Below are 16,033 nucleotides of genomic sequence, written 5' to 3' on the forward strand. Positions count from 1 at the left end.
TTGTGCAAATAAATAAAGGATACGCACATGCTTAATCTTCGACGTTTTAGTATTTTTCAGCGTTTTGCTATGTTGGTTGGCATTGTTATTTTTGGCTTAATTGTGTTGAGTGTTTCTAGCTTAAATAACCAATATAAAGCCCTTAAATACGAACAATACCTAAAAACACAAAATGTAGTGGAAACCGCTTATAGTATTATTGAACACTTTTACACACTCGAACAAAACAATACACTCACACAGCAGCAGGCACAAACGCAGGCAATAAGTGCAATACGTGCCCTTCGCTACGATAAAACTAATTATTTTTGGATAAACAACTACCAACCAGAAATGGTAATGCACCCAATAAAACCCGCCCTTGAAGGTAAAGATTTAACTAACAATAAAGATCCAGACGGTAAAGCGTTGTTTGTTGAAATGGTTAATATTACTAAAAAAAATGGCGAAGGCTTTATTCCTTACAAGTGGCCAAAACCCGGTGAAGAACAACCCGTTGATAAAGTTGCCTTTGTAAAAGGGTTTAACCAATGGCTGTGGATAATTGGCTCAGGTGTATATTTAGATACCATAGATGCTGCTTTTTCGTCTCAACGTAACCTTATTATTTTAAACGCCGTAGTGATGATCATAGCTGTTATTGTGTTTAGTTACTTTATAGGGCGCAGTGTATTACTACCAACGCGACTTGCCGCCAACATGATGAAAGATATTTCGCAGGGTGAAGGCGACTTAACCCGCACTTTAAATGAAGAAGGTAACGATGAAATTTCGAAGCTATCGCATTCATTTAATTTATTTGTTTCAAAAATGCGTGAATCGTTGGTACATGTATCGCAAAGCGCAAACGATGTTAACGAACACGCCCATACCGTTGATGACTCAACAAAAACTAGCCAATCATTCATAGAGCTACAAAACGACAGCTCGACACAAGTTGCAGCGGCAATGGAGCAAATGACCCATCAAATACATGATGTGAGCAGCAACGCAGAAGCCGCAGAGCAAGCCGCTAATGATGCGGCACATAACGCATCAACGGGTAAACACGTAGTCGCAGAAACAATAACCGCCATAGAAACACTCTCGGCAAACATCGAGACAGTAAGTCGTGTAACAGAAGACTTAGCAAATGAAAGTCAGAACATAGGCTCTGTACTGGATGTAATTAGAAGTATTTCTGAACAAACAAACCTACTCGCGCTTAATGCTGCGATTGAAGCCGCACGTGCTGGTGAGCATGGTCGAGGCTTTGCAGTCGTTGCCGATGAAGTACGTACGCTTGCCAGTAGAACAGGACAAAGCACTGACGAAATTCAATCAATGATCAGTAAACTACAAGAAGGCACCCGAGCGGCTGTAGACGCAGTTAAAGCCAGCCAAACGCTTTCTGTCTCAACCGTTGAACAGGCATCCTCTGCAAATAACTCACTCAATGAAATTGAACGACTCGTATCTGTTATCACTGAAATGAACAGCCAAATTGCACGTGCAACAGAGCAGCAAACTCAAGCTGCAGATGAGGTGAACCTGCGCATAAACGATTTATCTCAATCAACTGAGCAATCGTTAGATAATACCAAGCAGCTCAATAGTGCCAGTGACAAGCTCAAACAAAGTAGTACCGAACTTTCATCTATTGTTAATCGATTCAAATTAAACTAAGTAAAAAAAAAGCCCTGTTGAACAGGGCTTTTTCATTTAAGTAGTTAACTGTTTATAAGCAGTAACAGGCAAATAAACTAGCAACAGATGCGGCTGTTGGTTTGCCATGTTGCCAATCACCACCTTCAACACCACTACCGGCAATATCCATATGCACGTATGGCAACGGCTGTGTAGAGTCTGTTCCGTGCTTGTCTAACCCGCCAACAACAGCTAAAAACGCCATAGGGAATTGGTGACCACGTGCCGTTACTGCAGAAGCTGCGTTGTTACTTGAAAGCACATCATCCGCCAACGTACGTGGCTTTATAAAGTCGTAATCTTCACGGCGCGATCGCGATACTTCTGCACCATCAGCCCATAAATCGCCACAATCAGCAATCTGGCGCGAAACTTTAGCAAGCCTTGCTGGGCCATTTTCTACATAGGCACCATAAGGGCCCATTGCTCTTGCGGCATGACCTGTAAGCGTTGCAACGGTAAATAATGTAGGGTTAACCTCTGTTTTAGCTAAATCTTTCATTTCGCTTAGTAGATCACCCATTGCCAAGCGCCCTTCAGCATCCGTGTTACCAATACGTACGCGCACACCTTCACGGCTTGTAATTATCTCATCAGGTACAAAACAGTCAGACCCAATTGAATTACGCACAACCGCTAGGTAAGCAATAACCTTCACACCTTCTGGTTGGTAGTCAGCCACGGCTTTCATAAACCCTGCAACCGAGGCAGCACCGCCTTTGTCACGGCTCATACCCGCCATATAACCACCCACTTTTAGATCTGCACCGCCGGTATCGTAAACTAGGCCTTTACCAACAAACATAAGAGTGCGGGTAACTTCGCCCTCAGGCACATACTCAAGCTTCACAACTCGTGGATGATGACGCTCAACCGCATAAGATGCACGCGCAACAGTACTTAACATAGGGTAATTTTTATCAATAGCCGTAATATCGTCTATTACATCAACGGCTATATTTGTGCCTTTAAATAAATCAACACAATAATCAGCAAAGCGAGGTGGCGCCATGCGCTCAGGCTCGGTACCACATAAATCACGAGCAGCATACTGCCCAGCCGCAATAGCATTAACAGCTTTAACTGTTTGTGAACTGGCATTAATTAACCCAATAGTGGCTATCGGCTCAATCTCTTCGCCGTGGTACTCACGCGCTTCTAAAGGCTGCCAAAGTGCTTGGCACATACCTAAAAATGAAACTTCTAATGAATGCTGATAACGCCTATCGCCGGACAAACTTGGTAAAAACAAGGCTGGATTAACACTACCTGATAACTTGGCTTCATTGATTGCCAGTTTAGCGGCATCAAAATAACGACGAACATCGTCGTAGTCTCTATTTAGCGGCCCCGTTGGCGCTAAAATTACACGCTTATTTTCAATAACAAGTAAGGTTACCTGCTTGCCAATGCGCGAATCAATTTTTGACTGAGCTAAAACGGCATCGCGAAGAGAATTATTAGGTAATTTAGAAAAGTCATCACTTATGATGATCAGTGCGTCATGTGATGCACATTCAAGACTAGCGCTTGTTAATTGAGCTAACACAGCTTTAGGGTATGCCATAAATACAGATCCTGTTAAAAACATAGACCTTTATTATCGTCGATTTGTATATTGAAGACCAGTAAGATGCGATAAGCGTTTAATTTATCTAAAACGCTTTGTAAAAGCGTCACGCATCAATCCAAAATACTCAATTGTAAATTATGCTCAGGCTGGCTTTTAATACCGACGCCAATGCCTAATAACCTAACAGGTTGCTGCAAACCACGTTGATACGCTTTAGTAAGTAACTGAACAAAAATTTCGGTATTTAATTGATGATAAGCCTGATCGGCTGAGGTCACCACAAAATTAGCAAACTTCACTTTTACACTTAATTTATTAATACGATTTTGTAATTGTTGCTTATCAAGCCTACGCGTTAATTCATCTATTAAGCTAGGGATCTGATCCAAGCATTCTTGCAGACTGGTTTTATTGTATTCGTAGGTATGCTCAACACTTAAAGACTTACGTATTCGCTCGGTTGAAACGCTACCAATGTATTCTCCCGCACATTTTTGATAAAGCGACACACCAAAATTACCAACGTGTTGCTGCATCCAGTTCACCCCTTTTTCACGCACATCTTTCCCTGTATAAAGCCCTTTAAGATTTAATCTCTCTAATGTGACTTTACCCACACCGGGAATTTTTCCTAGCGGCAGCTGTTCTAAAAATGGGTCAATCTCATCAGGCAGTACAACAAATTGGCCATTTGGCTTATTTTCGTCACTGGCTATTTTGGCAATAAATTTAACTGGGGCCACACCTGCAGAAGCGGTTAGCCCTGTTGCGTTGTATATATCAGCTCTTATTTGCTGAGCAATGAGTGTCGCACTGCCTTTACACGCTTTGCTGTCAGTAACATCAAGGTAGGCTTCGTCAAGAGAAAGTGGTTCTACAAGGTGGGTGTAACGACTAAATACTTCGCGTATTTGGCTCGATATTTCTTTATAAACAGCCATACGTCCGGGCACAATAACCAAATCGGGACATAATTGCTTAGCATGGTAATTAGACATCGCAGAGCGCACGCCGAACTCTCTGGCTATATAGTTAGCGGTAGATAACACGCCACGCCGACTGTTGCCGCCAATAGCAAGCGGTAAATTTGCGAGCTTTGGGTTGTCTCGCATTTCTACCGCCGCATAAAAGCAGTCCATATCTATGTGTATAAACTTTTTCATCACCACAATAAAGACTGTTTATTTATACAGTCATTATTATGTAATCCCTATTTATAATCAAGCTCAGTGGCAATTAAAAAAGACGTTTAGTGCTTTCTTGCTCTTTCATACTTCGTAGCCAAAGCAAAACTTCAAAAAAGAACCCCGCCAAAATAAGAATAATAGCACCAGAGGCGTTACCCATTGCATAACAGGTAAACGACGCTATAAAAACTAAACTAGCTAATAACCAATTAATTATATTTTGCATGTGTGTGCTCCTGTGTGTGTTTTTTAACTGTATACCAAAATCAATTGGTTACAAAGTTTTTTAAAACCACCTAATTATAAATTCCCTTGAGCTCACTAGTTCATATTGATAATCTAAGTGCTTTAAAGTTAAGAGCTATAAGTACATGCAAAGGTTCAAAGATAATCACCCTATTCATACCGACATCACTGTAGCATGGGCCGACATGGATGCCCTTCAGCACGTTAACAACGTGGTATACCTGCGTTATTTTGAAATAGCCCGAATAGACTTTTTAAATAAACTAAACTTATTCGACACCATTAAACCCGGTGGAGTTGGCCCTGTTATAAGTGAAAATACTATTCGCTATAAGCGCCCCGTTACCTTTCCCGACACTCTAACTGTTGGGGTCACTATTTCAGATATTAAAACCGACCGGTTTGTAATGAATTACAGTGTATTTAGTCACGCACAAAGTGCGATAACCACCACGGGCACATCAAAAGTAGTGATGTTTGATTTTAAAACGGGTGCAAAAGCCCCCATTACAGAACCACTTTTATCAGCCTTACTAAAATACGCACAAGACGAGTCATAAGGAATTCCTATGCAATACAGCCCACTTGGTAGCAGCGGGGTTAACGTTTCAAGAGTCTGTCTAGGCAGTATGACTTGGGGCGTTCAAAACACTCAACGCGACGCAGACGATCAAATAGCCTATGCATTAGAGCGTGGCGTAAATTTTATTGATACAGCTGAAATGTATGCCGTACCTCCCTCGCCTGAAACCTACGGTAAAACAGAGCAAATTATTGGCGACTGGCTTTCTCGTAATCAACAAAAACGAAGCGACATAGTACTGGCAACAAAAGTAGCGGGTAATGGCCTATCGTGGGTACGAGAAGGTGGCGATATAACCCGCCAAGCAGTTATAGAGGCGGTTGATAATTCCCTTAAGCGCTTGCAAACCGATTATATTGATTTGTACCAATTACATTGGCCTAATCGTTCAACACCGCATTTTGCAAGGCAGTGGCCAGGAATACTTAAATTTAGTGATGTAGATACACAAGCTCACCAAGCTGGCATGCTTGATATTTTAGAAGGCCTTAACGACTGTGTTAAAGCGGGCAAAATTAAACATTGCGGACTGTCTGATGATACACCTTGGGGGATTAGCCAGTTTGTAAGTTTGGCAAAAGAGCACAACTTGCCACGCATGGTGTCTATTCAAAATGAATTTAGCTTAGCCCATGCTAAAGACTGGCCCTATTTAATTGAGCAATGTGTACACGAAGATATTGCTTACCTACCTTGGTCACCTTTAGCAGCCGGTTTGCTAACAGGTAAATACCTAGAGGGTGCTCGTCCAAAAGGCTCGCGGTGGAGCTTCGCACAACGTAATGGTATTTTTAGAGATACCCCTAATGCCCAACAAGCAACCAAGCTATATGCAGAGCTTGCACATGCAAACAATATGACGCCAGCACAACTTGCTCTTGCGTGGTGTAATCAGGTAGATGGAGTAACGTCTTCTATAATTGGCGCCACAACTATGGCGCAGTTAAAAGAAGACATAGACGCTTTTAATATCACTTTAAACGACGAAACCTTAACGAGCATAGGGACTATTTTCAAAAACTATCCTATGCCTTACTAACTTTAGTTTTTTAAAAGTATAAAAGCAGGTAAATCACTACCTGCCTTTTTAACTAATAAAAAATGATTGTTTATTATTGTTAATTACTATCTATACTAAAAGTATTACTTTTTAAAGAAAGTCTATGCAATGGTAAAACGCGTATTAATAATTAGTTTGTTATTTTCATCGTTCACAGCACTTGGCAAAACTAAGCAAGCTGAGCCCATTAAAGAAATAATTTGGCTACAAAGTTACACACCTCCTTTTCACATAACTAAAAGCGATAAAGCGCCACAAGGTGGGCTTTGTGACAACTTAACAGAGCAACTAATTAACACAATTACTGATGTAAAGCATACACGGCTTGTTGTGCCACAGCAGCGTATAAATAAATATTTAAATGAAGGTAAAAATGTATGCTTTCCATGTGTTATTTATAAAAAACAAAATAATCACATACTCAAACTATCAAACCCAACCACTGTCTACCCGCCATTCTCCGTATTAACAACCACAGAATTAGCCCCAAAATTAACAAAAAAACACGGCTTACCAATTAATTTAATTAATTTATTAGCCGATCAAAACTACATTTACGGCCAAGCCGCGGCACGCAAATTTTCAAATAGAATAAACACAATTATTAGCAATACAAAACTTAATAATAGCTCGTCATTTAGTTGGAGTAGCGAAAACGAAAGCCAAGCAGTGATTGCGCGCTTAAGCCGTGGCTTTTTAGACTACTCTATTGATTACCCATTTATGGCTGACTACTTTAATAAACAAGGAAGGTTTAATAACATAACCAGTATCCCTTTGGCTGAAGAGGAGACTGGCTTTATACGTGGTGCCATAGGCTGTGCTGTAAAAGCAAAAAATAACTTTGCAACCCAAGCAATAAAAAAGATTAACAATGCATTAAAAACAACCATTTTACAGTCACCTGAGTACATAAAAAGTCAGCATACTTTTTTAAACTCTAGTTTTGCTGACTTCAACAAACACTATCAACAGCAGGTTATTAACTTTAAGCTACCTGCCACTGATGCTCAATCAAACACTGTTCATTAGCGTACAGAGCAACAGAAAAAGTACTGTTTTCAGCCACTTCACCAACACCTGAAGGCGTACCAGTCATGACTACGTCACCATCGTCTAAGCTCATAAACTCGCTGATTTCTTGTAAAATAGCATCGGGTTTACTTAGCATGAAGTGAGTATCGCCTTGCTGAATAACGGCGCCGTTAATTTTTAACTCAAATTTAAAGTCATGTACGCTGCCACTTAATGCAACAAACTCACTAAAAACAACAGAGCCATCAAACGCCTTTGCGCGCTCCCATGGTAATCCTTTATTTTTTAGTTTACTTTGTACGGTGCGTTTTGTTAAATCAAGCCCAAGACCAACACCTACAAATTTTCTGTTTTTTACTACAAAGCATAACTCTGTCTCGTAGTGCAAAACATCGCCATTATGCTGAGCTCTTAGAGTGTGTGTAATTGCGCTGTTAGGTTTATTAAATAACACCATTTCATCGGGAGTTTCGTTATTTAACTCTGCAATGTGGGCCGTATAATTCCTGCCAACGCAGACGACTTTTGAAGGCGTTAATCTTTCAGAGTCTAGTGTTATAAACTGCATATAATTTAAACCTCACGCTTTAACTTATAAGTGTTTCTAATAAGCCTAAATTAATAGGTTTTAATAAAACACGATCAATATTTAAATCTTTTATCTCTTTTGGATCAGGTTCCGCACCACTTACAATAACTAATCGCAGCTCAGGGTATCGTTCGTTAACCTGCTCACCTAAGTCAATTCCGCTGCCATCTGGTAAATGCATATCTAACAATACTTTATCAAATTGCTGATCGTGGTTAAGTATTTGCAAACACTGCGCACAGCTTGACGCTATAACCGTCTCTACTCCTAAGCTTTCTAAAAGCAACTGGGTTATTTGTGCAGCATCGTCATCATCTTCTACCAATAAAAAGCGCTGCCTTTTTTCACTTAGCGCTTTGACTTGAATATCTTTTGCCTGAGGCGCATTTTCAGGCGAAACTAAGTAATCCTGAAGGCATTGATATAACGCACTGCTGTCAACTGGTTTTGGTATTACGTCATTAAAACCAAGTGCTGCAAGCTCTTCATGTATCCCTTTCATTGTGGCAGCTGTAAGCGCTATTATTGGTCCTTTGTAGCCCATTTTTCTAAGCTCAATGGTTGCTTCTTTACCACCCATTATTGGCATATGAATATCAATAAAAATAATATCGTATGGCGCTTTATAGGCGTCGGCTATACGCACTTTTTCAAGTGCTTGCTGGCCATGCTCTGCGTAGTCTACTCGCGCACCGCAGCTACTGATCATATGCCCGACCAGCATTCGTAAATCGCGCAAATCATCAACAACCAGTACTCGCCCGTGTACTTTACTGGGTGTTAATTTACTTTGTAACTGTGGGGCACTGCTAAAGTTGAGCACTTGTCGCTCAACATCACTTATGTCACCTGGGTATACCGAAATAGTAAAGGTCGACCCTTTGCCTATTTCTGAATGCAAACTTATATTGCCCTGCATACGAGACAATAGCTCGGCACATATTGCCAAGCCCAAACCTGCACCGCCAACTGAACGCGACTCTACATCGGCTATTTGTTCAAATGGTTTAAAAATAAGCTGTTGCTTTTCAGGGGCAATACCCATGCCTGAATCTTTAATGCTAAAAAAGAGCATCTCTGTGCCGTCAACATGCTGCGTCCAAGCCTTAACAACTATCTCGCCTTTATCTGTAAACTTAACGGCGTTATTAATTAAATTTATTAGTATTTGACGAACACGCGTCGCATCAAGGCGGGCAACTAGCGGGAGCGCTTGGTCTGATTCAAACTTAAGTGCTAAACCTTTATCAAGCACCGATACACGCATTAGCGTGTATACATCTGCAAGCATGCTATCGAGGTTTACTTCACTGGGTGTGAGCTCTAGTTTATCTGCGGCTATTTTTGATAAGTCTAATACGTCATTAAGCAGGCTAAGTAAGTGTTTACCATTTCGGTAAATAACCCCTAGCTCGTTTTCGGCTTGTTGACTAAAATCGCTTTGCATTAACAATTCTGTGTAACCTAAAATAGACGAAAGCGGTGTACGTAACTCATGACTTAGGTGTGCTAAAAAACGGTCTTTTGAACGGTTTTCAGCTTCCGCTTTTAAGCGCTCTACGCGCTCCCCCTCTACATCTTTTCGGGCAAGGGCGTAACGAATTGCACGGGCAAAACGGCTTGAGCTCATTTCTCCTTTAATCAAGTAATCAACAGCTCCAGCGTCAAGCGCCGCAGAATCTAGTTCATCATCCGATTGCCCAGTAAGCATAATAATAGGCCCGCTAAAGCCATTAGCTATCGCTTCTTTTAAAACATCGAGCCCATTAGATGCCCCGAGGCGGTAATCAAGCAAACAAATATCGTGCTCGTTTTTACTTAGCGTTTCTATTGCTTGCTCTGGAGAGCTTACCCATTGAACGTTAAACGTATGTGAGTCTAATTGCTCCAAATAGTCGCAGGTGAGTATGTAATCATCTTCATCGTCTTCTACAAGTAGCAACTGAGTCACTTTATCTAACATACAATCTCCATTAATCGTTAAACGTACTTGGCAACTCTACAAACTCAACCCAATATTTCCCAAGAGTTTTCATCAAATCAACTAAGCCATCAAAAGTTACAGGCTTAGTAATGTATGAAGCTGCACCTAAGTTATACCCTTTAACCATATCTTCTTCTTGTTTAGATGTGGTTAAAATAACAACTGGAATCCCTTTTAAATTTGGATTTGCTTTAATCGCCTCTAACGCCTCGCGGCCATCCATTCTTGGCATGTTCAAATCAAGTAAAATTAGCCCAGGACGCGGCGATACTTCTTTATCGGCAAACTTTCCTTTACGCTCCAAATACTCAAGTAACTCAACACCATCTTCTACAAAGTGCAGCTCGTTAAGTACTCGGCTTTCAGCAAGTGCATCTTGCGTTAATAAACGATCATCTTCGTCGTCGTCAGCCATTAAAATAGTAATTGGTTTAACTTTTGTGTAGGGCATTTAAGCCTCTCCTTGCAAAGTGAAAAGCGCAGCTTCCACTGGTAGTTTTATAATGAAGGTTGCACCTTCACCGTCTTTACTTTGAGCTGTAATAGTACCGCCATGGCGCTCTACAATCCGTCTGCACACAGAAAGACCAATACCTGTCCCTTTATATTGTGAGCGACCATGCAAACGCTGAAACGGTACAAATATTTTATCAGCATAGTCTTGAGAGAACCCTATGCCATTATCCTTTATGGTAATTACTTGAAAGCTTAATTCCGCATTGTGATCTTCATTAAAAATAGCCTCATGTTCGTAACTAATTTTTATATGCGGACTCACATCTGGGCGTCTAAACTTAACCGCATTCGAGAGTAAGTTTAAAAAAAGTTGCTGCATTTGGCTTTTATCTGCTTGAATAACAGGCAACTCTGCCACTTCAATTTGTGCATCTGACTCTTTTATTGCAATCTCTAAGTCGCTAAGAATATCGTCAACTACTTCATTTAAGTTAGTATCATCAAAGTCTTTACCACGCGTAGTAACACGCGAAAACTCTAACAAGTCGTTAATTAAGTTCGACATTCGCTGTGCGGCGTTTTTCATACGGCCAATATAATCTAAGCCTTTTTCGCCTAAATCATCTTTGAACATGGTTTCTAACCGGTCACTAAATGCTTGAATTTTACGCAGAGGTTCCTGCAAATCATGGCTCGCCACAAAAGCAAACTCTTCCAACTCCCGGTTACTTCTGCTTAACTCGTCTGAATACAAGGTTAGCTCTTGCGTGCGTTCAGATACTTTACTAGCCAATGTTTCGTTTTGTTTCTCAAGATCAAACCGATATTGAGCGGCATTTCTGAGGTTTAAGCGTGTCATTACAAACATGCCTATAATCAGTATTGCACTAGTAATAGCGGTAATCGCAAACGTAATTTTGGCCTCGTTTTTGATTTGAGCAAGCTTTGAAAAATGGCTCACTTTAAACAGTAATTCACGGTCTTGAATATCATTTACGCGTTCACGAATTTGCTTGTAAAGCTCTCGGCCGTTATGGGTATTTAAAATAGCTAAAGCACGGCGCTCTTTATCATCAAGCGCTAAGTTAACTGTTTTTTTAAGCTCTTTAATTTTGCTTTCTGTCAGAACAAGTAGCTGTGCTATCCGCTCTGATTGGCCATCAATTTCCGAATGCAGTGATTTAACATGGTCTGTTTGTGCTTCTAACTGGCCAATTGCATCGAAGTAAGGTGTAAGGTAATCATCTTCTTCCGTTAATAAATAGCCACGCTGCCCAGACTCGGCCTGTACAATAGATAAATGCAATTGCTCTATTGCCGAACTTAGCATGCTAGTGTTGTCTAAGCTTTTTTGTGTTTGGGTTAACCCTTGAATTGTATTTAATGCCAAAAATGCATTACCCACAATAATAGATAACACCACAACTATAAAAGCCGCCAACGTAACATTCGCTTTACCTTGTTGTTTTTGCATGCTTATTTAGTTTCCTGTTTGCGCATAAAACACGCTTTCATCATTGTGAATCAACAATTTTTTGTAAGCTTTCACTGCATTGTTGGCAATTGCTAATAATTTTATTTAGTGCCTCGAGTGCCTTTTCTTTTGGCATATCGTTTTCAAGTACTAACTTAATTAGTTCAGCATTCATTGAAATACGATTTAAAGGGGCTCTTGCGTCATGAACTAATTTATTAAGCGGCTCCGGTTGATTGTTCTGTGTCATGTTACCTCTCAACTTATTTATACTCGCCAATACCACCGTAAGCATTAAGGCGGTTATAAAGTGTTTTAGTGCTAATTCCTAGCATTTGTGCGGCAAGTGTTTTATTCCCTTGTACCTTGTCTAGCGTTGCATGAATGAGCTCTTTTTCAACTTCTTCTATGGTTTGTCCAGCCGACACTGCGTTATCAGCACTTTGATTATTTACACGTGAAAATGGCGACTCTAGATTATCTGGTAGTGTCACTTCGCCTGATTTAGGGTCACTCATGATAAAGGCACGGTGAATAGCATGGCGAATTTCACGCACATTGCCCGGCCACTCATAACTTTGCAGCTCTTTAAGCTGTGCAGCAGTCCAACTAAATGCGGTGCCATTCTCATCGTTTAGCTGATCTAAAAATGCTTTTGCTAACAATGGAATATCGTCTTTTCGATCTCTTAAAGGCGGAATATCAATAGGAAACACTGCGAGTCTAAAGTAAATATCTTCACGAATAACGTTGTTTTGAGCCAAGTCTTCTAACGTTCGGTTAGTTGCAGAGATGACCCGACAATTGGTTGGAATTTCTTTATTGCCCCCTACACGCGTTACTTTTTTAGTCTCAAGAACACGTAATAAATTAGGCTGCATATCAATTGGCATTTCGGTTACTTCATCTAAAAACAAAGTACCGTCGTTTGATTGCTCAAACACCCCTTCTTTGCGCGCAATTGCACCTGTAAATGCGCCTTTTTCATGGCCAAATAATTCACTGCCAATCAGCTCTTTCGAAAGTGCACCACAGTTACTAGCCACTAATGGGCCTTCGCACTGGCTTGCATTGTGTATAGCCTGAGCCACAACTTCTTTACCTGCGCCACTTTCGCCCATTAACATGACATTCGCATTTGTTTTGGCCACTCGCTCAATCATATTGTACAGTTTGTGCATTGGCTCTGACTCGCCAATTAAGCTGCCAAAATGACGCGTAATACCACTGGTTTTTGCCTTTTTAACGGCTACTTTTTTAGGGCCATTTAAAACAAGCTCTAAATCTTCGCGTTGGAGGGGTTTTAGAAGGTGCCCAATATTAGGCTCACACATATCAGCCAATATTCCCTTCACTGAAGGGTGGCCCGATATGAGTGTAATTTTTGGAGACTGGCCAATTATTTTTAAATGGTCAAGCAAGTGGAGTCCGCTTCCATCAGGTAACATGAAATCAAGTAACACATGATCAAAGGTATTATTTTCAAACCATTGGTGTGCTTCTTTTAAACTGGTTGCGGTGCTTATATTGTGGCCGAGGAATTCGACTATGTGGCAAACAACGTCACTAAATTCAACGTCATCATCTACTAAAAGTATGTTTAACATGATAAATCCCTGTTCTTTTTTTTTATTCTACGCACCCTAAGAACTAATTTAAAGGTGCGTATTGAGCTAATCTTTTAAAATAACTTAAATGATTTATTGTCCTATTATATCAACCCTCTATTTACGTAAGCTGAAAGCATAACGATCACAATAAAAACAATTTTTATTTGCAAGTAACACTTATACAGCTGATATACTCGTATGTTAATAAAAGGAGATAAAATGCAGCAATTAAAAACCTTAATCCACTCTGGTATTAATATAAACCAAGGCACTCATTTCACACGTATTACCGCTCGTGCCATTGTAATAAAAAACAATAAAATATTACTTATGTACACAAATCGTTATGAAGATTATAGCCTACCTGGCGGTGGTGTAGATGAGGGCGAAAGCATTGAACAAGGCTTAATTCGCGAGTTGAGCGAAGAAACCGGCGCTAAAAATATTACTGTGGTTAAAGATTTTGGTCTCTACGAAGAGTATCGCCCTTGGTATAAAAACGACTTTGATATTATTCATATTAAATCGTATTGCTACGTGTGTAATATTGCCGATGAATTTGGCAAAGCAAAATTAGAGCACTACGAACAGCAAAATGGCATGACCGCAAAGTGGGTTGATATAAACGATGCAATTGCACATAACGAACGCACATTAGCCAATAGTGAAAAACAAGGCCTTTCTATTTTACGAGAAACCTACCTGCTCAAACAAATTGCACAAACACTATTTTAAAGCCAAGTATAATTTATTAATCAGTTTGTAAATTTTGCACTGACCAGTACTTTTTACTTTATCTAATTTACAAAATTATAAATTAAAAAAGTAAAACAAGACTTTAAAAATAAAATAGCCAATAACAATCAACAAGTTAAAACAAAACCATTCCTGCGATTATATTGGCCTTTGATTTGCACCTATCTGCTTACATAAATTGTAAGGAGATAGGAATGAGCAATACAGTTAAAACGATTAATCCGGCAACTGAGCAAACCATCGATACCTACACGCTACTTTCTCAACATGAGGCTGAGCAAGTAATCGAAAAATCTCACGAAACATATTTAAAGTGGCGTTTAACGTCATTTAGCGAACGCGCAAAACATTTAAATGCCCTAGCAACACTTTTTGAAGAACAAAAAGAAGCCATTGCTAAATTAATGACCGAAGAAATGGGTAAAGTGTATGAGCAAGGCTTTCAAGAAGTTGAACTATGTGCCGGAATTTGTCGTTATACTGCAGAAAACGGCCCACAAGTTTTAGCGGACGAAGAACGAGACATGGACGGTGGCCGCGCCATTATTAGTTACCAACCTACGGGCGTTTTATTAGGCATTCAACCTTGGAACTTCCCGCTTTATCAAGTTATTCGCTACAGCGCAGCTAACATTATGGCCGGCAACACGACCGTACTTAAGCACGCAGGTAACGTTTTTGGCATGGCTGAAAAAATCGAAGCCCTATTTAAACAAGCCGGTTTCCCGGAGCATTGCTTTAGCAATTTACTTATTGATGGTAAAACAGCAAGTAGCCTAATTGCCCACAAAGCAATTAGCGGTGTAACCTTTACAGGCAGTGACGGTACGGGTAAAAAAGTAGCCGAAGAAGCCGGTAAACACGTTAAAAAAACAGTACTGGAGCTTGGCAGTAACGATGCTTACTTAGTACTGGATGATGCCGATTTAGAACTTGCCGTTAAAACCTGTGTAACAGGACGTATTATCAATAACGGTGAAACCTGTGTATCAGCAAAACGTTTTGTTGTAGTTGAGTCACTTTACGATGACTTTAAAGCACAAATTAAAGAACAATTTGAAGCCCTTAAAATGGGTGACCCCATGGCTGATGACACAGACCTTGGCCCAATGGCACGTGAAGATTTACGCGACGGTATTCATGACCAAGTCATGCAATCGGTTAAAGCAGGTGCAAATATTGTAACGGGTGGTGAAATTCCATCGCAAACGGGTTACTACTACCCGCCTACAATTCTCGATAACTTATCGCCGGGTATGCCCGCATACGACGACGAATTATTTGGCCCTGTCGCTTCACTTATTAAAGCAAGAGACAACGACGATGCTATGCGCATTGCCAACGACTCTCGCTATGGTTTAGGCGGTGGTATTTTTTCAAAGGATGAGAAAAAAGCCATCGAACTGGCTAAAAAGCACTTTGACACCGGTATGATCAACATTAACGGTTACGGCCTTGCACAGCCTAATCTACCTTTTGGTGGTGTTAAAGAAAGTGGCTACGGCCGAGAGCACGGTGGCTTTGGTATGCGCGAATTTGTGAATATTAAAAGTATTATGATTGCCAACGCATAATACAATGCAACATACCTGTTATTGAATAAAATAGCAGCAATAAATATTAAGCCTAAAAGCGAACTGCCGCTTTTAGGCTTTTTTATGCTTAACAAATAAAAGTTCGCTAAGCGCTAATAATCAAAAATAGTTTAACAAACATACACTGTTACAAATTTAGGGTTTTAAGCCAGCTTAATGGCTGCTAACTTATTTACTACTTATTAAATATTTCATAAAA

At 40.2% G+C, this 16,033-nt stretch carries 15 protein-coding genes; 6 read left to right on the forward strand and 9 right to left on the reverse strand.

Going from position 1 to position 16,033, the window contains the following annotated elements:
* The first annotated feature begins 27 nt into the window (after nt 1–27).
* On the forward strand, nt 28–1,665 hold the full coding sequence (locus ATS72_RS08220) for a methyl-accepting chemotaxis protein (protein ID WP_058430255.1): 1,638 nt from the start codon (nt 28–30) through the stop codon (nt 1,663–1,665).
* Nucleotides 1,666–1,717: 52 nt separating this feature from the next.
* On the opposite strand, the gene ATS72_RS08225 is transcribed toward ATS72_RS08220, so the two are convergent.
* The 3 genes from ATS72_RS08225 to ATS72_RS18840 all read right to left on the reverse strand — a co-directional run bounded on the left by ATS72_RS08225 (nt 1,718) and on the right by ATS72_RS18840 (nt 4,672).
* Complete coding sequence (locus ATS72_RS08225; RefSeq protein WP_058430254.1) at nt 1,718–3,253, reverse strand: M17 family metallopeptidase; 1,536 nt, start codon at nt 3,251–3,253, stop codon at nt 1,718–1,720.
* A 116-nt stretch (nt 3,254–3,369) separates the two neighbouring features.
* The gene (gene dinB, locus ATS72_RS08230) at nt 3,370–4,422 is read right to left on the reverse strand and encodes a DNA polymerase IV (RefSeq protein WP_058430253.1); all 1,053 of its coding nucleotides are present in this window, start codon (nt 4,420–4,422) and stop codon (nt 3,370–3,372) included.
* 73 nt (nt 4,423–4,495) lie between these two features.
* Nucleotides 4,496–4,672, reverse strand: coding sequence for a hypothetical protein (locus tag ATS72_RS18840; protein WP_006793665.1), 177 nt, complete (start codon nt 4,670–4,672; stop codon nt 4,496–4,498).
* Between the two features lie 145 nt (nt 4,673–4,817).
* Between ATS72_RS18840 and ATS72_RS08235 the strand changes: the two genes are divergently transcribed.
* The 3 genes from ATS72_RS08235 (at nt 4,818) to ATS72_RS08245 (ending at nt 7,367) form a co-directional block, all read left to right on the forward strand.
* On the forward strand, nt 4,818–5,252 hold the full coding sequence (locus ATS72_RS08235; RefSeq protein WP_006793666.1) for an acyl-CoA thioesterase: 435 nt from the start codon (nt 4,818–4,820) through the stop codon (nt 5,250–5,252).
* Nucleotides 5,253–5,261: 9 nt separating this feature from the next.
* A complete protein-coding gene (locus ATS72_RS08240; protein WP_039038417.1) occupies nt 5,262–6,314 on the forward strand; it encodes an aldo/keto reductase in 1,053 nt (350 codons plus the stop codon).
* Nucleotides 6,315–6,443: 129 nt separating this feature from the next.
* Nucleotides 6,444–7,367, forward strand: coding sequence for a hypothetical protein (locus ATS72_RS08245; protein ID WP_058430252.1), 924 nt, complete (start codon nt 6,444–6,446; stop codon nt 7,365–7,367).
* On the opposite strand, the gene ATS72_RS08250 is transcribed toward ATS72_RS08245, so the two are convergent.
* From ATS72_RS08250 to ATS72_RS08275, 6 genes are read right to left on the reverse strand one after another with little or no spacing between them, the layout of a single operon-like run.
* Nucleotides 7,324–7,938, reverse strand: coding sequence for a fumarylacetoacetate hydrolase family protein (locus tag ATS72_RS08250; protein WP_058430251.1), 615 nt, complete (start codon nt 7,936–7,938; stop codon nt 7,324–7,326). The two genes, ATS72_RS08245 and ATS72_RS08250, sit on opposite strands and share 44 nt — an antisense overlap.
* 19 nt (nt 7,939–7,957) lie before the next feature.
* Entirely contained in the window at nt 7,958–9,922 is a 1,965-nt protein-coding gene (locus tag ATS72_RS08255; protein WP_058430250.1) for a response regulator, read from the reverse strand.
* A gap of 10 nt (nt 9,923–9,932) precedes the next feature.
* On the reverse strand, nt 9,933–10,394 hold the full coding sequence (locus ATS72_RS08260; RefSeq protein ID WP_008126515.1) for a response regulator: 462 nt from the start codon (nt 10,392–10,394) through the stop codon (nt 9,933–9,935).
* Nucleotides 10,395–11,879 (reverse strand): sensor histidine kinase, encoded by a 1,485-nt coding sequence (locus ATS72_RS08265; protein ID WP_103379644.1) that lies wholly within the window; start codon nt 11,877–11,879, stop codon nt 10,395–10,397.
* A 34-nt stretch (nt 11,880–11,913) separates the two neighbouring features.
* Nucleotides 11,914–12,123: a hypothetical protein gene (locus ATS72_RS08270; RefSeq protein ID WP_006793673.1), complete on the reverse strand. Its 210-nt coding sequence runs from the start codon at nt 12,121–12,123 to the stop codon at nt 11,914–11,916.
* A 13-nt stretch (nt 12,124–12,136) separates the two neighbouring features.
* Nucleotides 12,137–13,480, reverse strand: coding sequence for a sigma-54-dependent transcriptional regulator (locus ATS72_RS08275; RefSeq protein ID WP_006793674.1), 1,344 nt, complete (start codon nt 13,478–13,480; stop codon nt 12,137–12,139).
* Between the two features lie 222 nt (nt 13,481–13,702).
* On the opposite strand from ATS72_RS08275, the gene ATS72_RS08280 reads away from it, so the two are divergent.
* Together ATS72_RS08280 and ATS72_RS08285 are read left to right on the forward strand one after the other, a co-directional pair.
* Nucleotides 13,703–14,218: an NUDIX hydrolase gene (locus ATS72_RS08280; protein WP_006793675.1), complete on the forward strand. Its 516-nt coding sequence runs from the start codon at nt 13,703–13,705 to the stop codon at nt 14,216–14,218.
* Between the two features lie 215 nt (nt 14,219–14,433).
* Nucleotides 14,434–15,813, forward strand: a complete 1,380-nt coding sequence (locus ATS72_RS08285) for an NAD-dependent succinate-semialdehyde dehydrogenase (RefSeq protein WP_058430248.1) — start codon at nt 14,434–14,436, stop codon at nt 15,811–15,813.
* Nucleotides 15,814–16,033 lie beyond the last annotated feature (220 nt).

Source organism: Pseudoalteromonas sp. 13-15 (assembly GCF_001468205.2).
GTDB classification, from domain to species: domain Bacteria; phylum Pseudomonadota; class Gammaproteobacteria; order Enterobacterales; family Alteromonadaceae; genus Pseudoalteromonas; species Pseudoalteromonas marina.